Raw genomic sequence first — 23,242 nt, 5'->3', positions numbered from 1 at the left:
CGAGGAGGGCGCATGACGGGAACCGGGAAATACACCGCGTCGGCGCGCTTCTACGACCTGATCTCCGCTGAATGGCCGGTCTACCGGGCAGGCCGCGTCCGCGGCATCGCGATGTGCGGGCTCGGCGCGGGCGACCACGTCGTGGACATCGGATGCGGCACCGGGCTCAACTTCGCACTCCTCCAGGATGCGATCGGGCCCACGGGAACCATCACCGGCGTCGACAGCAGCCCGCAGATGCTCGAGCAGGCGCGCCGGCGGGCAACGACACACGGGTGGTCGAACGTCACCCTGGTGTGCGACGACGCGACGGCGCTCGACGACCGCCGCACGCCCGGCCACGTCGACGCGGTCATCGCGACCTATGCGATCTCACTGATGCCCCACTGGCATCGGGCCGTCGAGACGATGGTGCGACTGACTGCTGCCGGGGGCACGGTCGCCATCGTCGACATGCAGGCGCCGACAGGAGCAGCGCGGATCTGGACGCCCCTGGCCCGACTGGCCTGCGCCCTGGGCGGTTCCGACATCACCGCGCATCCGTGGACCGCCCTGGAGGACCTGACCGAGGACGTGTCCTGTGCCGAGGCCCGCGGGGGACACATCCAGGTCCGCGTCGGTCGCACACCACGCTGACCGCCGCCTCCGCCGCAGACGACCGCCCACACACGATGGACGCGCCGGGTGTCAGCGCCCGATGTTGTCGAGTCGCTCGGTCAGTTCGCGCGCGTAGTCGAGCTGGACCCGAAGACGGTCGCAGGCGTCCACCGTGCGAGACCGGAACGCGTGCAGGACCTCTCGTGCCGCATCACGTGCGGCGTCGGTGGCGTCCGCGTCGTCGAGCTCGGCGATCGCCCGCAGCATCTCCCCCATCTCGTCCAGCGAGAAGCCCAACGGTTTCATCCGGCGGATGGTGAGGAGCCGGTCGACGTCGTCCTGGGTGTAGAGGCGGAACCCGCCGGCCGACCGGGCCGACGGCTGGACGAGTCCCACCTCGTCGTAGTGCCGGATCGTCTTGATCGACAGCTCGGTCGCGTCCGCGACCTCGCCGATCTTCATCAGAGACGACGCGGCGGGGTCTGACACCCCCGACACCTAGTGCGCTCCGGCGAGTCGACCGCTGAGCCGCTCGTGGCGATTCGCACTGTCGTCGTTCAGCCCGATGATGGTGGCCGTCTTGCCCTTTGCCGCGTACTTGCCGGTGATCGCGTCGAGCGCGGCGACGGTGGAGGCATCCCAGATGTGGGCGTCGGTCATGTCGATGACCACGTTCGCCGGGTCGTCGACGTAGTCGAACTGGTAGACGAGATCGTTGCTGCTGGCGAAGAACAACTCACCGCAGACCGCGTAGACGCGGGTGTGCTCGTCCGGGTGGTCGACGTCGACCACCTCGGTCAGATGCGCGACCCGACGCGCGAACAGCACCATCGCGGTGAGCACGCCGACACCCACCCCGTACGCGAGGTTGTTCGTGGCCACGGTGACCGCGACGGTCGCCAGCATCACGAGGGTCTCGCTCTTGGGCATCCGTCGCAGTGTCGACGGGGTGATGCTGTGCCAGTCCATCGTCCCGACCGAGACCATGACCATCACCGCGACGAGCGCGGCCATCGGGATCAACGCGACGATGTCACCGAGTCCGACGACGAGGATCAGCAGGAACACACCCGCGAGGAATGTCGAGATACGCGTCCGTGCGCCCGAGACCTTCACGTTGATCATCGTCTGCCCGATCATCGCGCACCCGCCCATGCCCCCGAAGAAGCCGGTGACGACGTTGGCGACACCCTGACCGACGCCCTCGCGCGTCTTGTCCGAGTGCGTGTCGGTGATGTCGTCGACGAACTTCGCGGTCATCAGCGACTCGAGAAGACCGACGATCGCCATCGTCACGGCGTACGGGGCGATGATGCTGAGCGTGTGCAGCGTGTAGGGGACATCGGGGATCAGGAAGGCGGGCAGGCTCGACGGGAGTTCGCCCTCGTCACCGACGTTCGGGACCTGACTCCACCCGAAGAGGAGTGTGGCCGCGGTCAGCAGGACGATCGCGACGAGAGGCGCCGGCACGACAGCGGTGATCCGCGGAAGCAGCACGATGACCGCGATGCCGACGACGACCAACGGGTAGACGAGCCAGGGCACGTGGATCAGGTGTTTGAGCTGCGCGAGGAAGATCAGGATCGCCAGGGCGTTGACGAAGCCCACCATCACGCTGCGGGGGACGAAGCGCATGAGGCGCGCCACCCCGAGGCCCGCGAACACCACCTGGACGATGCCGGCGAGGATGACCGCGGCGATCAGGTAGTTCAGTCCGTGGCTCTTGACCAGCGGCGCGACGACGAGCGCCACCGCGCCGGTCGCGGCGGAGATCATCGCGGGCCGACCGCCGACGATCGAGATGGTGACGGCCATGGTGAACGAGGCGAAGAGTCCGATCCGGGGGTCGACGCCGGCGATGATGGAGAACGAGATCGCCTCGGGGATCAGGGCGAGCGCCACGACGAGCCCCGCGAGCACCTCGGTGCGCAGGCGCTTCGGGGAGCGGAGTGTGCCCAGAACCGACTGCAGCGCGGCAGGACTCGGCTCGGTGGACACACTGGGGGCAGGTGTGGACATGGGTCACTCCGTTCGGCCGTGGCCGGATGCGTGCGTGATGGCGCGGCGGTGCGCTCTCGGGATGCCGCGGGGGCCCGGCTCGCCATCGGCGGCGGCTCCGTCGCGGAACTCGTCGAACTCTACCCCGAGGGGAGAGTTTCGCCGAATCGGGGGCGCGCGTCGATCGCGAGGAGCATCGCCCCGGCGACCACCTGGGTGACCAGGGAGTACACGTTCACGGCGGGGATGGACCGCACCCCGCCACGATGCTGGTCATCGGGCACGACGCCGTCACCAGCCGATGCCGCTGTAGTTCTCGGCGATGAGTGGCACAGCGACCGCGGTCATCGCGTACCCGAGCATCGACTGGTCCCAGCGCAGCCCGATGCGATCGGAGAGCGGGCCCGTCACCATCCGCAGGATGAGCGCGACGGCCTCCCCTGCGCCGGTGATGAGTCCGACCAGTGCCGCGGATGCCCGACCGTCGCGAGGTACGGCCCGGTGATCGACCGGGCACCCTCGTAGACCATGTCGGTGAGCATGCTGACGACGCCGAACCCGACGACGAACTGCATGGGGCTCAGGCGGTTCGAACGCTCGGCTCGCGGTCGGGACATCACCGGCGCGCGGACGCCTCGTCCACTGCGTGGCGCTCCGCGCGCTCGGCGCTACGGATCCCGCGGGCGACCACCAGTGCGGTGGCCACCGAGCAGGGGACCCACGCGGTGAGTCCGACGACCACGAGGCTCATCGTGCGGCCTCGGCCGATGTCCGTCCACCGGCGTCCACCATCGACCGCAATCGCAGCGGCAGATGAGGTCGGAGTGCGGCGAGCACGGCGTCGACGACCACCGGCCCCGCGATCACCGCGGCGACGGCGACCGCAACGGAGGCGATCACGTCGGTGAGCCAGTGGGCGCCGAGGTAGAGGCGAGACACCGCGACCGCGACAGTCAGCAGCGACGCCGTGGTGAGCGCGGTGGTCCGCGCGGCCCGCGACGCCGTCACCGTCAGCGCAGCGGCGAGCAGCAGAGCGGCGGTGCCCGTCACGTGTCCGGACGGGAACGACGCCGCGGCCTCCGGTGAGGCGACCTGGTCCACCGCTGGGGGGCGCAGGCGGTTGATGCCGAGCTTGAACACCTCGGCGAGGGCCCCCGCGATGGCAACGGTGCCGAGCACCCGCACTCCTCGGTCGAGCAGCTGATCACGCCGGATCAGTCCGACCGCCACGACGACGGCGGCGATCGCCACCCACATCGGGGCGAAGACGGTGCTGAGAGCGGTCGCGAGATGCGTCGCCCAAGGCGTCCGGTGGTCGAGGAACCAGCGCAGCGTGGCGCCGTCGGCGCCGGCCGCCGGGTCATGATGGACCGCGATCGCGAGCCCGAGACCCAGCACGGCGGCAACCAGGACGAGCGTGGTCGCAGCACGCGCACGAGGAGACATGAGAACACCGTGCACGACGTCCACTGTGAGGACGCTGAAAGCGCATGCGGTGCAGGGTTCACACAAACTCCACACACCGACACCACGAAATCCATACATCCTGCTCACTCGCCCGGCGATTCCCCGTAAGACGGACGAACACGACACCTAGGACAAGGCGCCTTGTTGCAACCGACGCCTTGCCATCCGTATACCCAACGGGGCACGGGTGAGGACTACGGAAGGGCACGTGATGATGAACGGCGCGGGGATGGGCATCGGCGGCTTCTGGGTCGTGATCGTGTTCCTGGTGGTGGTCGTCGTCGGTGTCGTCGCCGTCGTCGTGATGCGCGGCGATCGAGGTCGGGGCACGGTCGCGCCGAAGGAGCCGACAGTCCACGAGGGGACCGTTCGTGATGTGATCGAGATGCGATACGCACGCGGCGAGATCACCGCCGTCGAGATGCGCTCAATGCTCGACGACCTCGACCACCGCCGCTGACGCCGGACCTCGGAGGAGCACGCCATGCACGCAGTCCTGCACGCCCTCGAGGTCGCCGGTTCGATGGCGTGGACCATCCTGTGGCCACTCGTCTTCGGCTTCGCGATCTCCGCGGTCATCCAGTCCGTCGTCCGAAAGTCGGCGATCACCAGCGCGCTCGGTGGTGACGGGCCACGCGAGCTGCTGGTCGCCACGGGATTCGGCATGGCGTCGTCGTCGTGTTCGTACGCCGCAGTCGCACTGGCACGTTCGCTCTTCCGCCGGGGGGCGTCGTTCATCTCGGCAATGGCCTTCGAGATCGCGTCGACGAACATGGTCATCGAGCTCGGCGTCGTCCTCGCCCTGTTGATGGGGTGGCAGTTCACACTCGCCGAGTTCGTCGGGGGTCCGATCATCATCGTGTTGGTCGCGGTGATCTTCCGGATCATCCTGCGCGAGCGGGTCATCGCGGCGGCACGCGAGCAGGCGGACAAAGGCATCGCCGGCTCGATGGAGGGGCACGCCGGCATGGACATGTCCGTCGACTCCGACGCCGGCTTCTGGCGGCGCCTGTTCTCCCGCAAGGCGTTCACCTCGGTGTCGGAGATCTTCGCGATGGAGTGGGCGGCGATCTACAAGGACATCATCGCCGGTGTCCTGATCGCCGGCGCCGTGGCTGCGTGGGTTCCCGACAGCGTCTGGCGGGCATTGTTCTTCGAGGACCACCCCCTGGCGTCCGCGGTGTGGGGGCCGATCATCGGTCCGCTCGTCGCGGTGATCAGCTTCGTGTGTTCGGTGGGCAACGTGCCGCTCGCGGTGGTGCTCTGGACCGGCGGCATCAGCTTCGGTGGCGTCGTGGCCTTCATCTTCGCCGACCTGCTCATCGCGCCGATCCTGAACATCTATCGCAAGTATTACGGGACGGCGATGACCGTCCGGATCGTCGGGACGTTCTACGTCGCCATCGTCCTCGCGAGCTGGATCGTCGACGCGCTCTTCTCCGGGCTCGGCCTCGTGCCGGACCCGTCGACGGCCCACATCCCCGATCAGGGGATCTCGTGGAACTACACCACGTGGCTGAACATCGTCGCGCTCGCGCTCGCCGCCATCCTGGTGACCCGGTTCGTCCGCACCGGCGGTCTACCGATGCTCGCCCACATGGGCGGCGACCCGTCCCGGGACTGACGCGCGACGCGCGGCGACGGGCAGACGGAGCGTGAAACGCGCACCCCGGCCTCGGCCATCACTCGCCGCAGAAAGAGTTCCGCCGTGTGCGTGCGCGAGCGATCGCGCGATGGTGAGACCGATGCCGCTGCCACCCGTCGCGGTACTGCGGGCGGAGTCACCGCGGTAGAACCGGTCGAAGACGTGCTCGAGGTCGCCTGCGGCAATGCCCTCGCCGGTGTCGACGACGTCGACGTCGACGCCGCCGTCCGCGGCCGTCGCGCCGATGCGTATCGTCCCGCCGGCGAGCGTGTGGCGCAGCGCGTTGTCGAGCAGGACACCGATGATCTGACCGACGCGGTCGAGATCCACCTCGACGGCGACGTCGTCGACGTCACCGACGTCGAGCGTGACCCCGGAATCCCGGCTGCGCGGGAGCGCGAGTGTCACCGCGTCGTCGACGACCTGCCGCACGGAGACCGGGCCGACGGCCAACTCGAGCTGTTCGTCCGCCGTCGACACCGCCCCGAGGTCCGCCGCCAGTCGGTGCAGACGCCCGGTCGCAGCCCGGATCGCTTGCAATGTCCGCGCATCGGGCTCCCGCACACCGTCCTCGATGGCCTCGACCTGCGCGATGATGGTCGCCACCGGCGTCCGCATCTCGTGCGCCAGGTCCGACATCAGCCGACGCCGGACTCCATCGGTCGCGGCGAGCCGTTCACCCAGGACATTGATCGACTCACCGAGACGGTCGAAGTCAGTACCCAGGCCGGACGGTCCGACACGGGTGTCGAGTCGCCCCTCGGACATGTCGGCTGTGGTGGACGCAACCGACGCAATCGACTGCTGGATCCGATGCGTGAAGTACCACGCGACACCGATGCTCAACAGGACAGCGACGAGCAATGCGACGCCGAGCGACAGCACCAGAGCCGAGCGAAAGGCGCGATCGGCGTGCTCCACACCCATCGGAATGTTCGCGACACCCGCCTCGAGGAGGTGCTTGTGAAATAGGCCTGGCGCGATCGCGGCCGCGATACCCGCCGCGGTCAGCGCGCCTGCGACAACAACCGCGCTCTGCGCGATGAGCAGACGTCGAGCGAAACCCGAACCGGGAGAACGTCGACCCATGATCATCCCTCCCCCATCCGATAGCCTACCCCTCGGGCGGTGCGGATGTACTTCCCCACCGCGGCATCGTCGCCGAGCTTTCTACGCAGATGCCCGACGTGGGTGTCGATGAGGTGCGCGTCGCCCACCCACCCGGCGCCCCAGACCATCTCGATCAGCTGGTGGCGACTCAGAACCACGCCTCGGTGACGTGCGAGCGCTTCCAGGACATCGAATTCTGTTCGTGTGAGGGGTACGAGCCCTCGCGCGGCCCGAACCTCACGGGCGTCCAGATTGATCTCCAGGTCGCCGATCACGATGACGTTCCGAGGGCCGGGATGCTGCGCGGTCCGAGGTCGCCGCATCATCGCCTGCACCCGTGCCGTCAGCTCCCGGGGTGAGAACGGCTTGGTGACGTAGTCGTCCGCGCCCACGCCGAGGCCGACGAGAGTGTCCACTTCATCCGACCTCGCCGTAAGCATCACGACGTAGGCGTCGGAAAACGTGCGCAGCCGACGGCACACCTCGATGCCGTCCAGGTTTGGCAGACCGAGATCCAGTACGACCACGTGCGGATCCGACGCACGAGCGCGCTCCACCGCGCCCAGACCGTCGACGATGTGTTCCACCGCGAAACCCGCCCGGTCGAGGTACGAGACGACGACCTGAGCAAGATCCACCTCGTCCTCGACCACCAGGGCCCGGAGGGCCGCGCCACCCTCGTCGACACCCATGCCCACATCGTCGCGAAGGGGCGCCGGTCTGTCGACTACATCGGACCCGACCATCGATCTCCATCGAATCTCCATGATTCGAGGATCAGTCCTCGACACCGTGGTCCGATCATCGGGGGCATGACCGAGACCACCCTTCGTCGTCGCCGTGTCAGACGCGCAGCGCTGGCGGTGACCGCACTCGCCGCCGGCGCGACCATCGCGCTCACCGCCTGCGGGACCTCGTCGAGCGACACGTCGGCACCCGCAGCCTCGTCCTCCGCCTCGGCTTCGGCCGGGTCACACAACGCTGCCGACGCAATGTTTGTGCAGATGATGATCCCGCACCACGAGCAGGCCATTCAGATGTCGGACATGCTGCTCGCGAAGTCCGGCATCGACCCCCGCGTGGTGTCGCTCGCACAGGAGATCAAGGCAGCACAGGGGCCGGAGATCACCACCATGAAGCGGTGGGCGTCGTCCTGGGGCGTGTCCGCCGACGGCGGCATGTCCATGGATCACGGCTCGATGGACCACGGGACCATGGACAAGGGTTCGATGTCCGGGATGATGTCCGCCGACGACATGGACGCGCTGCGGTCCGCGCAGGGAGCAGACGCGGCGAAGCTGTTCCTCGACCAGATGATCCAGCATCACAGCGGGGCGATCACCATGGGGCAGAACGCGATCCGCGCCGGCAAGAACGCCGACGCGAAGCAGCTGGCGCAGTCGATCGTGACCACCCAGCAGCGTGAGATCGCGACGATGCGTCAGCTACTCGCGCAGCTGTAGGGATCTACGCTGCAGGGATGACCCTGTCCCTTCAGCGCATCGCCTCCGGCGCCTACACGAGGTTCGCCCGCGTCCGCGTGCGGCTCACCGTGGTGGCCACGGCGCTGCTGGCCGTCGGGCTGGCGATCGCCGCGGGGGTCATGCTCCTCGTCCTGCACCAGTCGCTGCTGAGCACCGCCGACGGGGTGACCCGTGCCCGCGCAACCGAGATCGCCGGTGCGCTCCGGACCACTCCGGTCGCGTCGCTCGACCCCGGTGTCCTCGTCCCGACCACGAGCATCGATCTCATCCAGGTCGTCGACGCCGACGGTCGCGTCCTCGCCGCCACCCCCGGCGACCGCGACATCCCCCTGGCACCGCCGGGCGCGGCGGGGTTCACGCGCACCCTCGACGACGCCCGGATCGCCGGTGACGACGACACGAAATACCGGGCGACGGCGCGGGCGGTGAGCACCCCGGATGGTGTGGTGACGGTGATCGTCGCCGCGGCCGAGGGCCCGATTGATCGGGTGCTGTTGATCGTCGCCGCCATCGTGGCCGCGGTGTTCCCGCTGATCCTGGTGATGATGGCCGTCGCCACCTACCTGTTGAGTGGCCGCACGCTCGCGCCCGTCGAGAGGATCCGGGCCCGCGTCGCGGCCATCACCGGCTCCGGACTCGACCAGCGTGTCCCCGTGCCCACGACACGGGACGAGATCGCCGACCTCGCCGAGACGATGAACGCGATGCTCGACCGGCTCGACGCGGCGCATCGACGACACGTGCAGTTCGTCGGCGACGCCTCTCACGAACTGCGCAGCCCCCTCGTCACCCTGCTCGGTCTACTCGACCTCGCGGCGTCGCGCGGCGACGGTGTCGACCACGAGACGGTGTCCGACGTGCTCCTGCCCGAGGCGCGACGGTTGCACGCGCTGATCGACGACCTGCTCCTCCTCGCCCGGTCCGACGAGGGTGCATCCCCGCTTCCGGCAGCCGACGTCGACCTCGACGACCTCGTCGACGCCGACGTCCGCAGGCTCCGACAGACCACCGACGTCTCGGTGACGGCCCAGGTCTCGGCCCTGCGGGTCCACGGAGACGCGCAGACCCTGGCGCGCGCGGTGCGCAACATCACCGACAACGCGGCGCGGCATGCGCGCACGACGGTGCAGATCTCCATGCGGTGCGGGGTCGACGGTGAGGCGAGGATCGACGTGGACGACGACGGCCCGGGGATCCCGGCCGTCGATCGCGCCCGCGTCGTCGAACGGTTCACACGGCTCGACGGCTCACGTTCCCGCGCGGGCGGCGGCGGTGCCGGTCTCGGCCTGGCGATCGTCACCGAGATCGTGCGGGCCCACGGCGGGAGTCTCACCCTGGACGACTCACCTCTCGGTGGGACCCGCGTCACGCTGACGCTCCCGACCGTCGACGAGGACAGCCCTGTCGATCAGTCGACCGCCACGAGTCGGTAACCGACGCCGCGGACCGTCTCGATCGATGTGCACCCGAACGGCTTGTCGATGCGGCGCCGTAGGTATCCGACGTACACCTCGACGACGTTCTCGTCGCCGTCGAAGTGCGCATCCCACACCGAACGCAGGATCTCGGCCTTGCTGACCGCGACCCCCACGTTGCGCATCAGGAACTCCAAGACCGCGAACTCACGGGGCGTCGGTGACAGTGCTGTCCCTCGTCGCGTGACCGTGTGGGCCGCCGGGTCCAGCGTGAGGGACCCGGCGGTGAGCACGGCCGGTCGTTCCGGGGCACCCCTGCGGATGAGAGCGCGGAGCCGCGCCACCATCACCTGCGTCGGGAACGGTTTGACGAGGTAGTCGTCGGCCCCGAGGTCGAACGCGTCGATCTGGTCGTACTCACCGTCTTTCGCGGTCAGCATCATCACCGGCGTCCAGACCTCGTGCTCGCGGAGACCACGGATCACCTCGTATCCGCTGCGCCCCGGGAGCATGATGTCGAGCACCACCGCGTGGTAGTCGCCGTGGATGGCGCGGACGAGTCCGGTGTCACCGTCGTGGGCGACGTCGACGGCCCAGCCCTGGGCCGCCAGGGTGCGTCGGAGCGTCTCGGCGGCGTTGCGATCGTCCTCGACCACCAGGATGCGCACTCCCTGCTCCCCTCACCCAGGTGTGCCTCACCTGTCTCAGCGATCTCTCAACGACGCTCTGCTTGCATGCGCGTATGGATTCCATCAACGGGATACCCGCCCATCCCCTCTACGTCCACTTCGCGGTGTCGTTCATCCTCCTCCTGGCCGTGCTGGGGATCGTCACGGTCGCCTGGCCTGCCGCGCGCCGCAAGCTCGGCATCATCGTCCCGATCGTGGGACTGATCGCCGTGATCATCACGCCGATCACCACGTCGGCGGGCGAGGCGTTGGAGAAGACCACACCGCCGAATCCCGAGCTGGAGCACCACACCGAACTCGGTGGCGCGATGATCTACTGGGTCGCCCCGCTGTTCGTCGCCGTGGTGCTGTACTGGGCACTCCAGGGTCCGCTGGTGATGGAGCGCATGCCGCGAGTCCCCGCCGGTGCACTCCGTGTCAGCACGATCGCCCTGGCGGTGGTGACGGTGGCGCTGTCGATCGGCGCCATCTATTGGGTCTACATCACCGGCGACAGCGGCGCGCAGTCCGTCTGGTCACACTGACTCTCGTCGGCTGCGCTGACCCTGTTCAGCGGCGCTGATGCCGTCCGGCTGCGCGTGGCGCCGAGCCTGGGACACTGGTTCTCATGGCGGACACGCTCGACGTCGACGGCCGGACGGTGTCGGTCACCCACCTCGACAAGGTGCTCTACCCCGCGACGGGGACCCGTAAAGCCGAGGTCATCGAGTACTACGACCACGTCGCCGCGCTGATGCTCCCGCACCTGTGGTGGCGTCCGATCACCCGCAAGCGCTGGCCCGACGGCACCGGGGCCCAGCCGTTCTTCGAGAAGAACCTTCCCGCAGGGACCCCCGACTGGGTGGCGCGGCGGGTCATCGACCACAGCGACCGCAGTGCGACGTACCCGCTGGCGACCTCCCGGGCCGACCTGATCTGGTTCGCCCAGCAGGCTGCGCTGGAACTGCACGTCCCGCAGTGGACGTTCCCCGTCGACGACGGGCCGCTTCCCAAGGCGGAGCGCCGCGCCAACCGTCTCGTCCTGGACCTCGACCCGGGCCCCGGTGTGCCCCTCGCCCAGACCGCCCAGATCGCGTTGCTCGTCCGCGACATCCTCGACGGAGCCGGCCTCACAGGATTCCCGGTCACGAGTGGCAGCAAGGGGATTCACGTCTACGCGCCCCTACCGGCCGCGGTCACGTCGGACAACGCGCGCACCGTGGCGAAGCAGATCGCGACCGCGCTCGCCGCCGAGCGTCCGCAGGACGTCACCGCGGTGATGTCGAAGTCGGTGCGTGCGGGCAAGGTGTTCATCGACTGGAGTCAGAACAGCAGCGCGAAGACGACGCTGTCGCCGTACTCGCTGCGCGGCAGGGACGAACCGACGGTCGCCGCTCCCCGGACCTGGGAGGAACTGGAGGATCCCGATCTCGCACACGTCTCCCTGACCGAGATGCGCACGCGGATCGACGAACTCGGCGACCTGATCGCCGATCTGGATCGTGCGGTGCCGGGCCCGACCGCGGGGACGGAGCCGGATCGGCCGACCGCACCGGGGATCGTCGACCTGTCGGAGTACCGCCGCAAGCGAGACGAGTCCCGCACACCGGAACCGTTCGGGGACACGGCGAACCCACCGGCCGACGACCCCGGGCCAGACCTCGTCGAGGACAACCGTTCCGAGGGGCCCATCTTCGTGATCCAGGAACACCACGCCCGTCGGCTGCACTACGACTTCCGACTCGAGCGCGACGGCGTCCTCGTCTCATGGGCGGTGCCGAAGAACCTTCCCGACGACCCCGGGCAGAACCGCCTCGCCGTGCACACCGAGGACCACCCGTTGGACTACGCGGACTTCGCCGGCGACATCCCCGCCGGCGAGTACGGCGGCGGGCACGTCGAGATCTGGGATCGCGGGACCTACGAGACCGAGAAGTGGCGCGACGACGAGGTGATCGTGCGGTTGCACGGTGAGCGCATCCAGGGCAGGTACGCGCTCATCAAGACGGGCGAGAAGAACTGGCTCGCCCACCTCATGTCCGACGAGCCGCGGCCGATCGTGCCCGACAGCCTGCGCGACCCGCGACCGATGCTGGCCACCCTCGAACCCGTCGAGGGGCTCGATCCCGCGACGTGGGCGTTCGAGGGCAAGTGGGACGGCTACCGGATCCTGGCCCAGTACACCGACGGCACCCTGCGCCTGCGAAGCCGATCCGGCATCGACATGACCGCCGACTTCCCCGAACTCACCTCCCTGACAGATGATCTCGGCCTTCTCGACGTGATCCTCGACGGTGAGGCCGTCGCGATCGATCCCAGTGGCCGCAGCAATTTCACGTTGCTCACCGGGCGCGGTGGATCCGAGGAGCACGTCGACATCCGGTATCTCGTGTTCGACGTCCTGTTCCTGAACGGGACGTCGCTGCTGCGCAGACCCTGGCGGGACCGACGCGCGGTACTCGAGGAGATCGCACCGCTGTTCGCCCACGACCCGGTCGTCGAGGTCCCACCCGTGCTCGAGGGTTCCGGCGAGGACGCCATCGCACACAGTCGTGACCGTGGCTGGGAGGGCGTCGTGGCGAAACGCCGTGATTCGGTCTACCAGCAGGGTCGGAGGTCGACCACGTGGCGGAAGCAGAAGAACTGGCGTGACATCGAGGTCGTCGTCGGCGGGTGGCGGCCCGGGAAGGGGAACCGCTCGTCGACCATCGGGTCACTGTTGGTGGGGCTGCCCGAGGACACCGGCCTCCGCTACGTCGGCCGCGTGGGCACCGGCCTCACCGAGCGCCAGCTGAGGGAGCTGACCGCAGAACTGGAGCCGCTGCGCCGGAAGACGTCCCCTTTCGTGGAGCGTCTCGACCGGCCGATCGAACGGGATGCGGTGTGGGTGCTCCCGAAGGTGGTCGCCGAGGTCCGCTTCATGGACTGGACCACCGCCGGGCATCTGAGGCACCCGAGCTGGCGAGGCATCCGCCGGGACAAGTTGCCGGGCGATCTGTGATCATGTCGGCGTGACGGTGATCGCCCACATCAGTGACCTGCATGTCACCGGTGATCCAGCTCGACGGGCCCGCATCCGTGCCGTGATCGACCATGTGAACGCCCGCGCCGCCGGGATCGACGTGCTGCTGGTGACCGGTGACATCACGGACGAGGGGACGGCGGCCCAGAGTGCCGAGGCAGCCGAGATCCTGGGCGAGGCACTGATCCCGACACTCGTGATCCCCGGCAACCACGATCGTCGTGCCGAGTTCTCCGAGGCGCTGCTCGACGGCACCCGGACCGACCTCCCGCTGAACCGCTCCGCGACGGTCGCCGGTGTCCTGTACGTCATGTGCGACAGCACGATCCCCGGCCGCAGCGACGGGTGGCTGTCGGACGCGACGCTCGAGTGGATGGAGTCCACGATCGACGGCGTCGACGCCTCGACACCTGTCGTGGTGTGCTTCCACCACCCCCCGGTGCCGCTGCTGATGCCGTTCATGGACGGCATCCGTCAGATCGGCGAGGACCGTCTCGCCGAGATGATCGTGCGCCATCCGAACGTCGTCGGGTTCCTGTGCGGGCACGCGCACACCGGCGCGGTGACGGCCTTCGCGGGCCGGCCGCTCGTCGTCGCCCCCGGGACGTCGTCGACGCTCAAGCTGTCCTTCGAGGGCGAGGGCATCGTCGACGACGCGCAGCCCGCCGGGATCGCATTCCACCAGCTCGACGGACTCCGCCTGATCAGCCATTTCCGCTCGGTGGTGTGAGAGTGTCGTCACGCAGCGTGTGAACCCTGTGCCGGTGCGCGGGACCTGTGTTCGCGCCGGTCGGCGTTTGTATCCGGGGGTCGTGTCGGCCGTGGTCGTCGGTGGCGGTGGTGACCTGCCAGCCGGGGTTCTCTTTCTGCCGTTCGTGGGTGCGGCATTCACCGAGGCCGTTGTCGGCGGTGGTCGGCCCGCCGTCGTAAAACCAGTGTGTGCACAACCACATTCACGACCCTGCACCCCGTTTGTTGGGCGGCCGGAACCGTCGACTGGGCGGTTCCAGACGTCGACTGGGCGGTTCCAGACGTCCACTGGGCGGTACACGACGTCGCCGAGCACCCAAACGCCCAACGAACGGTCCCAACCGCCCAGCAGACGGTTCCTACCGCCCAACGAACGGCTCCTACCGCCCAACAGACGCGGGCCGGGTCAGGCCGTCGCGAGCTCCGACGGTGCGGCCGCCGCGCTCGAGGCGCGGGTCGGCGTCATCAACGGGGCGGCCATCGCCGCCACGAGCGCGACCACCGCACTCGCCCACCAGGCGTGCTGGAACGCGTCGTGTGCCGCCGCGTACCCGATCGGGGTGCCGACCGCGGCGACCACCAGGCTCACGCCCAACACCATGCCGACCTGACGGAACATCGTCACCGTGGCGCTCCCCGCTGCGGCCTGTGAGGCGGGCAGGTCGACCGTCGCCGACGACAGGATCGACGGGAGGGCGAGGCCCACGCCGACGCCGGCGATCAGCCAGCCCGGCAGCATCGCACCGACGTAGTCCGCCTGCGGCCCGACGGACACCGACACCAGCACGCCCCCCGCCCCGGCGAGGAGGCAGCCGACCGCGACGACGATGCCCACCGGGATCCGTGCCGAGAGCCGGTGTGCGACCGCGGCGAACACGGGGACCATGAGCGGTCCCGGGGCCACGGCGAACCCGGTTGCGATCGCCGAATATCCCCAGACCTGTTGCATCCACAGGATGTTGGTGAGCAGCGCCGCCGCGAACGGCACCGCGAACAGCAACGACGTCGCGTTGGACCACGCGAACGCGCGGACGCGGAACAGCGACGCGGCCAGGAGCGGCGAGCGATGACGGGCGTTGCTCACCACGAACAGGGCGAGCGTCACGACCGCGACGAGCCACACCACCCCTGACCGTGCGGACGTCCACCCCCAGTCGGGGCCCTCCACGAGTGCCAGCGTCAGTGCACCGATGCCGACGACGGCAGCGGCGGCCCCGAACACGTCGGGGAACGGCGTCGGCGTCTCCTCTCGCGAGGACGGCACGACCACGGCCGCAGCCGCCATCGCGAGGACGCCGACCGGGACGTTGACCAGGAACACCCAGCGCCAGTCGACGGTCACCAGGAGACCGCCGGCGACCGGCCCGAGGGCGGCGGCGAGAGCGCCGGTCGCGGCCCAGATCCGTACCGAGCGTTCGCGGTGCTCGGGCCGCGCGGCGACCACCACCAGCCCGAGGCTCGCCGGCGTCAGGATCGCGGCACCCAGTGCCTGCACCACTCGGAAGGCGACCAGCCACCACACCCCGGGACTCACCGCGCACGCGACCGATGCGGCGGTGAAGATCCCCAGACCCAGGAGGAATCCGCCCTTCCGACCGAAGCGATCGTTCAGGCGACCGGCGGGGATGAGGAACGCGGCGAACACGATGGCGTACGCGTTCAGCACCCACGACAGCGTCGTGAGGTCGGTGCCGCCGAAATCCTGTCCGATCGCGTCGAACGCGACGTTGACGATGAACACGTCGAGGCTGGCCATGAAGGCGGCCAGGCAGAGCGTCGCGAGGGCGAGCGACTCGCGGCGACCCCGCAGACTTGTGTTTGCCATAGTCAGGAACTACAGACCCTGGCAATGGTTTTGTCAAGCTAGAGTGGTGCGATGGACACGCGAGACGACGTGAACGACGGGGACGGCGCATCCCTCGCACCGACCGGCCCGCTCGCCCACCGATCGGCGTGGCGAGCCGACGGGTGCCCCGCCGCGGCGAGCCTGTCGGTGGTGGGCACGCGATCGGCGTTGCTGATCATGCGCGAAGCCCTCTACGGCACACGACGATTCGACGACTTCGTCGATCGCGTCGGCGTCACCGAGGCGGTCGCGGCGGCACGCCTCAAGGAACTCACCACCGCCGGCCTGTTGCACAAGGTCCCCTACCGGGAGCCGGGGAGTCGCACGCGCCACGAGTACCGGCTCACCCCCGCGGGCAGCGACTTCGCGCCGGTCGTGTTGGCGCTCTACGACTGGGGTGCGAAGCACCTCCTGCCCGACGGTGCACCCCTGGAGTTCCGCCACGTCGACTGCGAGGCTCCGGTCCACGTCGACGTCGTCTGCGACGAGGGCCATCGCGTCGCCGTGGACGAGGTGCATGTCACCCGACCACGGTCGGGTGACCCGATCAGCCGATCGACCACGCCCGCAACGACGGTCGCGACGACGACGTCGGGTACACGCTCGTCGTGACGCGGTGATCGCCGCCTCGACTCCGGACGCCGGGGCCCGCCGACTAGGTTGATCCCCATGTCCAGTCGGCTCGCCGTGATCGCCATCGACTGCCACGACGCCCGGATCATGTCCGATTTCTGGTGTTCGGCCCTCGGATGGAGGGTCCGCGACGTCGACGGACCGGACATCGGCATCGGTCCCGACGATCCCGGCACACCGGGCATCGACCTGCTCGCCTTCCCCGAGGCCAAGACGGTCAAGAACCGGATCCACCTGGACCTGCGCGCCGACGACACCACCCCACCGGCCGACGAGGTGCGCCGCCTGATCGATCTCGGCGCCCGCCACGTCGACGTCGGACAACCCGACGACGCCTCCTGGGTGACACTCGCCGACCCGGAGGGCAACGAGTTCTGCGTGCTGGGGATCAACCGCGGAGATCTCGCGTGACCACGGCGGCGGTCGGGTCCTGGCTGCGGACGGGGCGGTCTGCGCTCGTCCCCCTCGCTGTCGTCATCGGGTTGGGCACCGGCCTCGGCGCCGTCGGGTTCCGGTATCTCATCGAGGTGATCACCTGGGCGTTCACCGGGACCGGCGACTTCTCCGACGCCGGCCGCGTCGGCAGCCCGCACTTCCCGGGTCTCGGCATCTGGTTCCTGCTGATCGCGCCGGTCATCGCCGGGGCGCTCTACGGTCCGCTCGTCTACCGGTTCGCCCCCGAGGCCAAGGGCCACGGTGTGCCCGAGGTGATGTTCGCGGTCGCCGAGCGAGGCGGACGGATCGCCCCGCGCGTCGCGATCGTCAAAGCGGTCGCGTCGGCTCTGTGCATCGGCGGTGGCGGATCGGTGGGACGAGAGGGCCCCATCGTGCAGATCGGGTCCGCCCTCGGATCCACGTTGGGGCAGTGGACCCGTCTGGACGCCGACCGCCTGAAGGTGATGGTCGCGTGTGGTGCGGCGGCGGGCATCTCCGCGACGTTCAACGCCCCGCTCGCCGGCCCGTTCTTCGCGCTCGAACTGATCCTGCGCACGTTCGCCGCGGAGTCGTTCGGCGCCGTCGTCCTCGCCAGCGTGACCGCGAGCATCGTCGCCCGGGCCATCCTCGGTGACGAGACGTTCCTGTCGCTGCCGACCTTCACCGTCGACCACCCGGCGGAATACCTGCTCTATCTCGCGCTCGGCCTCATCGTCGGCGTCCTGGGTGTGGCGTTCTCGCGGGCGCTGTACCTCGTCGAGGACCTGTGCGACTGGGCGTGGCGCTGGCCGGAGTGGGCGCGGCCCATCGTCGGCGGGCTGCTGTTCGGTGGGGTCCTCGTGGCCGTGCCGCAGATGTACGGCGTGGGCTACCCCATCCTGCAGAAGGCCGTCGAGGGTCACTACGCCATCGCGATCCTGCTGGGCCTGTTGCTCGCCAAGATGCTCGCGACCAGCCTGACCATCGGTATCGGCGGCTCGGGTGGTGTCTTCGCGCCGACGCTGTTCGTCGGGGCGATGGCGGGCAGCGCTTTCGGGGCGATCGGACACGACGTCGCGCCGGGCATCGTCGGGAACGCCGGCGCCTACGGCCTCGTCGCGATGGCCGCCGCACTCGGCGGCGCGACACGAGCGCCGGTCACCTCTGTGGTGATCATCTTCGAGCTCACCGGCGAGTACGGCATCATCCTGCCGCTGATGCTCGCCGTGGCGATGGCGGCGGGGGTCTCACGCCTGCTGTCCGAGGACACCATCTACACGCGCAAGCTGCTGCGCCGTGGCATCGACATCGACCGCGCACCCGAACACGACCCGTTCACCGAGCTGTCCGTGGCGGCGGTGATCACGGCCGCGCCACCACCGCTGCGATCGGACCTGTCGCTCGACCAGGCGGCCGACGCCCTGACCGAATCCGACCACGCCATGCTCCCCGTCATCGACGACGAGGGTCGCTACCGCGGCTGCGTGACATCGAGGGGTGTCACCGAGGCCCTGCGGATCCCGCACGCACGGGCCGTGACGATCGATCAGGTGACGGCCCTGCCGGACCCGATCACCGCCGACGACGACGTCGACACCGTCCTCGAGGCGCTGGCTGCACACGGGACAACCGGTCTGCCCGTGCTCGACGCCGACCACGAGAACGTCGTCGGCTGGATCACCCACGCCGACGTGCTGGGCGCTCTTCGGCGATGAGCAACCGGTCGCTACGGCGAGCCGATGCCATTCTCGACGTGGTTGCCCGGACCCCGGAGCCGTTGTCACTCACCGAGATCGCCGACGCGGTCGGGGCGCCCGTCAGTTCGGCGCACGACCTGCTGGACGAGCTCACGGCACTGGGCCACCTGCGTCAGGTCGACCGCCGCTATGTCCTCGGATGGCGGCCACACACCCTGTCGGTGATCGGCCGGACGACGCGGCCGGCCGGTGTGGACCATGCCCGGCTGGGTCGACTGAGCCGGGAGTGCGGCGCGCCGCTGACGCTGGCCGTCCTCGTCGGACACTCCGTGCACTATCTCGACCACGCGGGTCCGCGCGCGCCCGACCCCATCCAGGCTGTCGCCGACGAGCACCGCCCGCGCCCGGTGCTCCGGACGGCGGCCGGACGGTTGATACTCGCCCGGGCAGAGCAGGGAGCCCGCGATCATGTCCTCGATGCCTCACGGACCGACGATCCCAGGGCTGCAGCGGCGTTCGACTCCGAGATCGTGACCATCCGCCGACAGGGCATCGCACGCAGCGACGGCCTCGCCGATCCCGACATCGCCGCGATCGCCGTCCCGACAGCCGACCCGACCGTCGCACTGCTCCTCACGGCGCGCCGCGGGCCCCGGGGCGGTCGGATCCCGCACCTCGAGTCCGCCGCACGTCGGCTGCTCATGCAGCTCTCACCGCGGCCCTGACGACACCCACCGCAGCGAGTCGCTCCCCAGAGGCGTCGGAGGTCGATGCCCCGGTGTGCCTGCCGGTGACATCCGGAACGGCACGGCAGGCTCGGTGAGCGCACCGAAGACTGTGGGTTGCGTCGTCAGCTCGATGGCGGGGTCGCCGGGCCTCGGCAGGTCCGTGAACGCGGACACGGCGCCCAGTCCCCGGACCCACGTGCACACCGACGCCAGGGTCAGCCGGACACGCCACGACCCTCCCTCGGCCGCTCGGCGACGCAGTGCGGCAAGCGTTCCGGCGGCACCGAGGTAGGCCGCGAGATAGTCGTTCAGGAGATGGGTGGGCGGCAGGCTCGGGCCGTCGTCCGAACCTTCTTCCAACGCGAACCCGGTCGCACTGCAGGCGAGTTGATCGAAGCCGCCGCGGCTCGCCCACGGGCCGTCGGCTCCCCAGCAGTGGTAGTCGACGACGACCGTCCCCGGATGGGACCCTGCGACGGCCTCGGCCGACAGTCCGAACCGGGCCAGGTCGCGATAGCCGGTCACGAGGACGTCCGCAGTGCCCAGCAGTTCCTCGACCGCCGAGCGGTGCTCGGGCCGACGGAGGTCGGCGAAGGCGTTGCGTTTGCCCCCACCGGTCGACGCGACCATACCGACCGGATCGGGTAGATCGGGTCGGCTCACGTGCAGCACGTCGGCACCGTGCTCGGCGAGAAGCTTCGTCGACACCGGCCCGGCGATCACGTGCGTGAGGTCCAGGATCCGCAGACCGTCGAGCAGCGATCCACCGGTGTTGCGCGGCAGCGGAATCGGAGGTGCGTCGCCGACCCGCTCGATCTCGACGACCGGCCGGCCGGCCAGGTGGCGCCCGGCGGGGTGGGCCGCCCATTCCGCCGCACTGCGGACAACGGCACAGACACCCCCTGCCGCGCACACCGCGTCCTCGAGCGCGAACGCATCCCACGATCGCGCCGCGTCGGCGATACGTTCGGGCAGCGGTGGGACGTCGAGGACACCGCACACTGCGTCTCGGAGACCGGAGAAGGTGGTGATGAGGAAGATCCACCGGCCGTCGGCACATCGATAGAAGTCGTTGTTGGCCAGTGATCGCTGATCCTCGACCAGTGCTCCGACCGGCACTCCGGAAACGGAGGTCAGGTATGCGGCACGCAACTGGTCGATCGCTTCGGTCGCATGGACGGACACCGTCTGCGGCAGTGCGTCGGCGGTCTCGGCGAGAGATGCCATCTGCAGGCCGAACGTCGCGATGGCGGCCGACATCGCGTCGGCGAGACGGTGCGGTGACGGTGTGACCGGGTCACCGCCGTCGACGACGACGGTCGCATGGACATGTCGCTGGTCGGTGCCGAGGACAGCGGTCAACTCGTCGACGATCTCGCGGACGGAGGGTGAGTTCGTGGTGGGCATGCGTCGAGGATCGGTCGGCGAACATCACCGTGTCCGCGCCCTCCGCCATCTCGGAAAGGGTTGACGGCGCCCCTGCGGCGGGCCACGGGTGGCGCCGTTCAGTTGCCGGCGGTGCTCTCACGCACGATGACCGAATCGGTTCTGCTGAAATCGGATCTCGTCACTCCGATGACAGCGGGAAGGGTGGTGCGTGGCGTGACCGCGTGTCGCACGGTCGACGACCTTGGGGGAGGTCGGCTGCGTCAGCGAGCTGAGCGCCCCGGAGATCCGGGCGGTCGGACTGGGTGAGACGGCGCACGGCCGCGCCGAGCCGGGTTCACAGGTTCCGCTCCTACCCTGAGCGCATGAACGCCGATACATCCGTGGGTCGTCGTGCCGTCCTCGCCGGTGGGGCGGCCGGAGCCTGTGCCTGTGCACTCGCCGCCTGCGGCGCGGGCGGGCCGTCGGAGTCCACGCCCGCTCCGTCGACGAACACCGACGGGTCGCTGGCGGACTTGTCCGCGGTTCCGGTCGGTTCCTCGGTGACGGTGGGCCTGCCGGGCGGGGCGAGGGGCATCGTCACCCGCACCGGCGACTCGACCGTCCGCGCGTTCTCCGCGATCTGCCCGCACCAGGGGTGTGCGGTCGCGCCGAAGGGCGGGAAGCTCGTCTGCCCCTGTCACGGTTCGGAGTTCGCCCCGGACACCGGCGCGGTGGTCGAGGGGCCGGCCCGCTCCGGTCTCACGACCGTCGCGGTCGCCGTCCGTGACGGCAAGGTCTATCCCGCCTGACGCCGACGTCAGAAGAGGCGATCCTTCCCGGTGAGCGGGAAGAATCGCCTCGTCTGAGGGTGGTGGTGCGACGTCAGAGCGCCTTGAGTTCCTCGATGACCTCGCCGACGGACTTCTTCGCGTCACCGAACAACATCGAGGTGCCCGCGGCACCGAACAGCGGGTTGTCGATGCCGGCGTAACCCGACGACATCGACCGCTTCAGCACGATCACCGAGCGCGCCTCGTCGACGTTCAGGATGGGCATGCCGTGGATGGGTGAGCTCGGGTCGTTGCGCGCGGCCGGGTTGGTGACGTCGTTGGCGCCGATGACGATCGCGACATCGGTGCGACTGAACTCGCCGTTGATGTCGTCCATCTCCTTCATCGCGTCGTACTCGACGTCGGCCTCGGCCAGCAGCACGTTCATGTGCCCGGGCATACGACCGGCGACCGGGTGGATCGCGTACTTGACCTCGACACCCTTGGCCTCGAGCAGCGTCGCCATCTCCTTCACCGCGTGCTGTGCCTGCGCGACGGCGAGGCCGTAGCCGGGCACCACGATGACCTGGTTGGCGTAGGCCATCTGGATCGCGGCGTCCGCGGCCGAGGTCGCCTTCACCGTCCCTCCGTCGCCGGCCGGGCCCGCCGCGGCACCTCCGCCACCACCACCGAACGACCCGAAGACGATCGCGGGGATCGAGCGGTTCATGGCCTTGGCCATGAGGTTGGTGAGGATGGATCCCGAGGCGCCGACGATCATGCCCGCGACGATGAGCGCGGTGTTGTCCAGCGCGATACCCGCTGCGGCAGCGGACAGTCCGGTCATGGCGTTGAGCAGCGAGATGACGACGGGCATGTCCGCACCGCCGATCGGGAGCACCACGAACAGCCCCATCACACCGGCGGCGACCAGCAGTCCGACGATCCACCAGACACTTGCGCCGCCACCGCTGGTGGCCTGCACGCCGAGGAAGATCGCGATGCCGATCGACAGGGCGAGGAGCACGATGTTGGCGAGCTGGAACAGCTTCGCGTTGCCGACGAAGACCTTCTCGATGCCCTTCGGCAGGATCTCCTGCAGCTTCGAGAACGCGATCAGCGAGCCCCAGAACGAGATCGACCCGATGATCGCGGCGATCAGCGACCCGACGACGAGAGGCGACGCCGGCTCGCGACCACCGAACTCGGAGAAGCCGGAGGTCTCGATGAACTCCGACCACGCGATGAGCGCGACGGTGCCACCGCCGACGCCGTTGAACAGCGCGACCAGCTGCGGCATCGCGGTCATCTTGGTCTTGAGCGCCGGCGGGATACCCAGGGCGACACCGAGAACCAGACCGATGGCGATGAGGATCCAGTTGATCGCCGGGACGTCGACCCGTCCGATCCCGTTGTCGGCCCGAGAACCCTCGTTCCAGACGTAGAGCAGCGTCGCCGCGACGGCGATGCCCATGCCGACGGCGGCGATCCAGTTGCCGCGCACGGCGGTCTTCGGACCGGTCAGCCCGGACAGGCCGTAGATGAACAGCGCGAAGGCGACGATGTAGAGCGCGGTGACCGCGTACGACACACCCTGGCTCGGCGAGTGGCCGCCGACGAAGTTGACGAT

The 23,242-nt window shown here is 69.3% G+C and carries 25 protein-coding genes; 13 read left to right on the top strand and 12 right to left on the bottom strand.

The window, feature by feature from the left end:
- Positions 1–12: 12 nt before the first annotated feature.
- Positions 13–636, top strand: a complete 624-nt coding sequence (locus ACXVUM_RS08535; RefSeq protein WP_458521391.1) for a class I SAM-dependent methyltransferase — start codon at positions 13–15, stop codon at positions 634–636.
- A 51-nt stretch (positions 637–687) separates the two neighbouring features.
- Here the strand turns inward: ACXVUM_RS08535 and ACXVUM_RS08530 are convergent, their stop codons facing one another.
- The 6 genes from ACXVUM_RS08530 to ACXVUM_RS08505 all read right to left on the bottom strand — a co-directional run bounded on the left by ACXVUM_RS08530 (position 688) and on the right by ACXVUM_RS08505 (position 4,041).
- On the bottom strand, positions 688–1,059 hold the full coding sequence (locus tag ACXVUM_RS08530; RefSeq protein WP_458522827.1) for a MerR family transcriptional regulator: 372 nt from the start codon (positions 1,057–1,059) through the stop codon (positions 688–690).
- A gap of 36 nt (positions 1,060–1,095) precedes the next feature.
- Positions 1,096–2,616, bottom strand: coding sequence for a SulP family inorganic anion transporter (locus ACXVUM_RS08525; RefSeq protein WP_458521390.1), 1,521 nt, complete (start codon positions 2,614–2,616; stop codon positions 1,096–1,098).
- A 119-nt stretch (positions 2,617–2,735) separates the two neighbouring features.
- A complete protein-coding gene (locus tag ACXVUM_RS08520; RefSeq protein WP_458521389.1) occupies positions 2,736–2,879 on the bottom strand; it encodes a hypothetical protein in 144 nt (47 codons plus the stop codon).
- A 123-nt stretch (positions 2,880–3,002) separates the two neighbouring features.
- Positions 3,003–3,170 carry a hypothetical protein gene (locus ACXVUM_RS08515; RefSeq protein WP_458521388.1) on the bottom strand — a complete coding sequence of 56 codons (168 nt, stop codon included), beginning with the start codon at positions 3,168–3,170 and terminating at the stop codon, positions 3,003–3,005.
- A gap of 41 nt (positions 3,171–3,211) precedes the next feature.
- Positions 3,212–3,346: a hypothetical protein gene (locus ACXVUM_RS08510; RefSeq protein ID WP_458521387.1), complete on the bottom strand. Its 135-nt coding sequence runs from the start codon at positions 3,344–3,346 to the stop codon at positions 3,212–3,214.
- On the bottom strand, positions 3,343–4,041 hold the full coding sequence (locus ACXVUM_RS08505; RefSeq protein ID WP_458521386.1) for a phosphatase PAP2 family protein: 699 nt from the start codon (positions 4,039–4,041) through the stop codon (positions 3,343–3,345). Before ACXVUM_RS08505 ends, ACXVUM_RS08510 begins: the two co-directional genes overlap by 4 nt.
- Before the next feature lie 229 nt (positions 4,042–4,270).
- Here ACXVUM_RS08505 and ACXVUM_RS08500 point away from each other — a divergent pair, with 229 nt between their 5' ends.
- Both ACXVUM_RS08500 and ACXVUM_RS08495 read left to right on the top strand, forming a co-directional pair.
- Positions 4,271–4,522 (top strand): hypothetical protein, encoded by a 252-nt coding sequence (locus ACXVUM_RS08500; RefSeq protein WP_458521385.1) that lies wholly within the window; start codon positions 4,271–4,273, stop codon positions 4,520–4,522.
- 24 nt (positions 4,523–4,546) lie between these two features.
- The gene (locus ACXVUM_RS08495) at positions 4,547–5,686 is read left to right on the top strand and encodes a permease (RefSeq protein ID WP_458521384.1); all 1,140 of its coding nucleotides are present in this window, start codon (positions 4,547–4,549) and stop codon (positions 5,684–5,686) included.
- Here the strand turns inward: ACXVUM_RS08495 and ACXVUM_RS08490 are convergent.
- Positions 5,642–6,796, bottom strand: a complete 1,155-nt coding sequence (locus ACXVUM_RS08490; RefSeq protein ID WP_458521383.1) for a sensor histidine kinase — start codon at positions 6,794–6,796, stop codon at positions 5,642–5,644. The genes ACXVUM_RS08495 and ACXVUM_RS08490 overlap by 45 nt on opposite strands.
- 2 nt (positions 6,797–6,798) lie before the next feature.
- On the bottom strand, positions 6,799–7,509 hold the full coding sequence (locus ACXVUM_RS08485) for a response regulator (RefSeq protein WP_458521382.1): 711 nt from the start codon (positions 7,507–7,509) through the stop codon (positions 6,799–6,801).
- A gap of 120 nt (positions 7,510–7,629) precedes the next feature.
- Here ACXVUM_RS08485 and ACXVUM_RS08480 point away from each other — a divergent pair, with 120 nt between their 5' ends.
- Positions 7,630–8,280, top strand: a complete 651-nt coding sequence (locus tag ACXVUM_RS08480; RefSeq protein ID WP_458521381.1) for a DUF305 domain-containing protein — start codon at positions 7,630–7,632, stop codon at positions 8,278–8,280.
- A 17-nt stretch (positions 8,281–8,297) separates the two neighbouring features.
- Positions 8,298–9,734: an ATP-binding protein gene (locus ACXVUM_RS08475; RefSeq protein WP_458521380.1), complete on the top strand. Its 1,437-nt coding sequence runs from the start codon at positions 8,298–8,300 to the stop codon at positions 9,732–9,734.
- Here ACXVUM_RS08475 and ACXVUM_RS08470 read toward each other — a convergent pair.
- Positions 9,710–10,384: a response regulator transcription factor gene (locus tag ACXVUM_RS08470; RefSeq protein ID WP_458521379.1), complete on the bottom strand. Its 675-nt coding sequence runs from the start codon at positions 10,382–10,384 to the stop codon at positions 9,710–9,712. The two genes, ACXVUM_RS08475 and ACXVUM_RS08470, sit on opposite strands and share 25 nt — an antisense overlap.
- Positions 10,385–10,458: 74 nt before the next feature.
- Here ACXVUM_RS08470 and ACXVUM_RS08465 point away from each other — a divergent pair, with 74 nt between their 5' ends.
- From ACXVUM_RS08465 to ACXVUM_RS08455, 3 genes are all read left to right on the top strand, one after another.
- Positions 10,459–10,929, top strand: coding sequence for a DUF2231 domain-containing protein (locus ACXVUM_RS08465; RefSeq protein ID WP_458521378.1), 471 nt, complete (start codon positions 10,459–10,461; stop codon positions 10,927–10,929).
- Between the two features lie 83 nt (positions 10,930–11,012).
- Complete coding sequence (locus ACXVUM_RS08460; protein WP_458521377.1) at positions 11,013–13,385, top strand: ATP-dependent DNA ligase; 2,373 nt, start codon at positions 11,013–11,015, stop codon at positions 13,383–13,385.
- Positions 13,386–13,395: 10 nt separating this feature from the next.
- The gene (locus tag ACXVUM_RS08455; RefSeq protein ID WP_458521376.1) at positions 13,396–14,136 is read left to right on the top strand and encodes a metallophosphoesterase; all 741 of its coding nucleotides are present in this window, start codon (positions 13,396–13,398) and stop codon (positions 14,134–14,136) included.
- Between the two features lie 426 nt (positions 14,137–14,562).
- Here ACXVUM_RS08455 and ACXVUM_RS08450 read toward each other — a convergent pair whose 3' ends face one another.
- Positions 14,563–15,981: an MFS transporter gene (locus ACXVUM_RS08450; protein ID WP_458521375.1), complete on the bottom strand. Its 1,419-nt coding sequence runs from the start codon at positions 15,979–15,981 to the stop codon at positions 14,563–14,565.
- Between the two features lie 51 nt (positions 15,982–16,032).
- Between ACXVUM_RS08450 and ACXVUM_RS08445 the strand changes: the two genes are divergently transcribed.
- From ACXVUM_RS08445 to ACXVUM_RS08430, 4 genes are read left to right on the top strand one after another with little or no spacing between them, the layout of a single operon-like run.
- Complete coding sequence (locus ACXVUM_RS08445; RefSeq protein ID WP_458521374.1) at positions 16,033–16,614, top strand: winged helix-turn-helix transcriptional regulator; 582 nt, start codon at positions 16,033–16,035, stop codon at positions 16,612–16,614.
- A 57-nt stretch (positions 16,615–16,671) separates the two neighbouring features.
- Positions 16,672–17,046, top strand: a complete 375-nt coding sequence (locus ACXVUM_RS08440) for a VOC family protein (RefSeq protein WP_458521373.1) — start codon at positions 16,672–16,674, stop codon at positions 17,044–17,046.
- Positions 17,043–18,764 (top strand): chloride channel protein, encoded by a 1,722-nt coding sequence (locus tag ACXVUM_RS08435; protein WP_458521372.1) that lies wholly within the window; start codon positions 17,043–17,045, stop codon positions 18,762–18,764. Before ACXVUM_RS08440 ends, ACXVUM_RS08435 begins: the two co-directional genes overlap by 4 nt.
- Positions 18,761–19,471 carry an IclR family transcriptional regulator gene (locus ACXVUM_RS08430; RefSeq protein ID WP_458521371.1) on the top strand — a complete coding sequence of 237 codons (711 nt, stop codon included), beginning with the start codon at positions 18,761–18,763 and terminating at the stop codon, positions 19,469–19,471. Before ACXVUM_RS08435 ends, ACXVUM_RS08430 begins: the two co-directional genes overlap by 4 nt.
- On the opposite strand, the gene ACXVUM_RS08425 is transcribed toward ACXVUM_RS08430, so the two are convergent.
- Positions 19,457–20,881, bottom strand: coding sequence for a CoA transferase (locus tag ACXVUM_RS08425; protein WP_458521370.1), 1,425 nt, complete (start codon positions 20,879–20,881; stop codon positions 19,457–19,459). The genes ACXVUM_RS08430 and ACXVUM_RS08425 overlap by 15 nt on opposite strands.
- Positions 20,882–21,225: 344 nt before the next feature.
- Here ACXVUM_RS08425 and ACXVUM_RS08420 point away from each other — a divergent pair, with 344 nt between their 5' ends.
- Positions 21,226–21,651 carry a Rieske (2Fe-2S) protein gene (locus ACXVUM_RS08420; protein WP_458521369.1) on the top strand — a complete coding sequence of 142 codons (426 nt, stop codon included), beginning with the start codon at positions 21,226–21,228 and terminating at the stop codon, positions 21,649–21,651.
- A 73-nt stretch (positions 21,652–21,724) separates the two neighbouring features.
- Here the strand turns inward: ACXVUM_RS08420 and ACXVUM_RS08415 are convergent, their stop codons facing one another.
- Positions 21,725–23,242, bottom strand: a complete 1,518-nt coding sequence (locus ACXVUM_RS08415; protein WP_458522826.1) for an NAD(P)(+) transhydrogenase (Re/Si-specific) subunit beta — start codon at positions 23,240–23,242, stop codon at positions 21,725–21,727.

The sequence above is a fragment of the Williamsia sp. SKLECPSW1 genome (assembly GCF_054332755.1).
Note: the sequence above shows the minus strand (reverse complement) of the source record. Positions and strands in the feature narration are given on the sequence as shown.

Coding starts and splice junctions, on each gene's coding strand:
- ACXVUM_RS08535 (WP_458521391.1), top strand. CDS start 13: ATGACGGGAACCGGGAAATACACCGCGTCGGCGCGCTTCTACGACCTG.
- ACXVUM_RS08530 (WP_458522827.1), bottom strand. CDS start 1,059: ATGAAGATCGGCGAGGTCGCGGACGCGACCGAGCTGTCGATCAAGACG.
- ACXVUM_RS08525 (WP_458521390.1), bottom strand. CDS start 2,616: ATGTCCACACCTGCCCCCAGTGTGTCCACCGAGCCGAGTCCTGCCGCG.
- ACXVUM_RS08515 (WP_458521388.1), bottom strand. CDS start 3,170: ATGCAGTTCGTCGTCGGGTTCGGCGTCGTCAGCATGCTCACCGACATG.
- ACXVUM_RS08510 (WP_458521387.1), bottom strand. CDS start 3,346: ATGAGCCTCGTGGTCGTCGGACTCACCGCGTGGGTCCCCTGCTCGGTG.
- ACXVUM_RS08505 (WP_458521386.1), bottom strand. CDS start 4,041: ATGTCTCCTCGTGCGCGTGCTGCGACCACGCTCGTCCTGGTTGCCGCC.
- ACXVUM_RS08495 (WP_458521384.1), top strand. CDS start 4,547: ATGCACGCAGTCCTGCACGCCCTCGAGGTCGCCGGTTCGATGGCGTGG.
- ACXVUM_RS08490 (WP_458521383.1), bottom strand. CDS start 6,796: ATGGGTCGACGTTCTCCCGGTTCGGGTTTCGCTCGACGTCTGCTCATC.
- ACXVUM_RS08485 (WP_458521382.1), bottom strand. CDS start 7,509: ATGGGTGTCGACGAGGGTGGCGCGGCCCTCCGGGCCCTGGTGGTCGAG.
- ACXVUM_RS08480 (WP_458521381.1), top strand. CDS start 7,630: ATGACCGAGACCACCCTTCGTCGTCGCCGTGTCAGACGCGCAGCGCTG.
- ACXVUM_RS08475 (WP_458521380.1), top strand. CDS start 8,298: ATGACCCTGTCCCTTCAGCGCATCGCCTCCGGCGCCTACACGAGGTTC.
- ACXVUM_RS08465 (WP_458521378.1), top strand. CDS start 10,459: ATGGATTCCATCAACGGGATACCCGCCCATCCCCTCTACGTCCACTTC.
- ACXVUM_RS08460 (WP_458521377.1), top strand. CDS start 11,013: ATGGCGGACACGCTCGACGTCGACGGCCGGACGGTGTCGGTCACCCAC.
- ACXVUM_RS08450 (WP_458521375.1), bottom strand. CDS start 15,981: ATGGCAAACACAAGTCTGCGGGGTCGCCGCGAGTCGCTCGCCCTCGCG.
- ACXVUM_RS08445 (WP_458521374.1), top strand. CDS start 16,033: ATGGACACGCGAGACGACGTGAACGACGGGGACGGCGCATCCCTCGCA.
- ACXVUM_RS08440 (WP_458521373.1), top strand. CDS start 16,672: ATGTCCAGTCGGCTCGCCGTGATCGCCATCGACTGCCACGACGCCCGG.
- ACXVUM_RS08430 (WP_458521371.1), top strand. CDS start 18,761: ATGAGCAACCGGTCGCTACGGCGAGCCGATGCCATTCTCGACGTGGTT.
- ACXVUM_RS08425 (WP_458521370.1), bottom strand. CDS start 20,881: ATGCCCACCACGAACTCACCCTCCGTCCGCGAGATCGTCGACGAGTTG.
- ACXVUM_RS08420 (WP_458521369.1), top strand. CDS start 21,226: ATGAACGCCGATACATCCGTGGGTCGTCGTGCCGTCCTCGCCGGTGGG.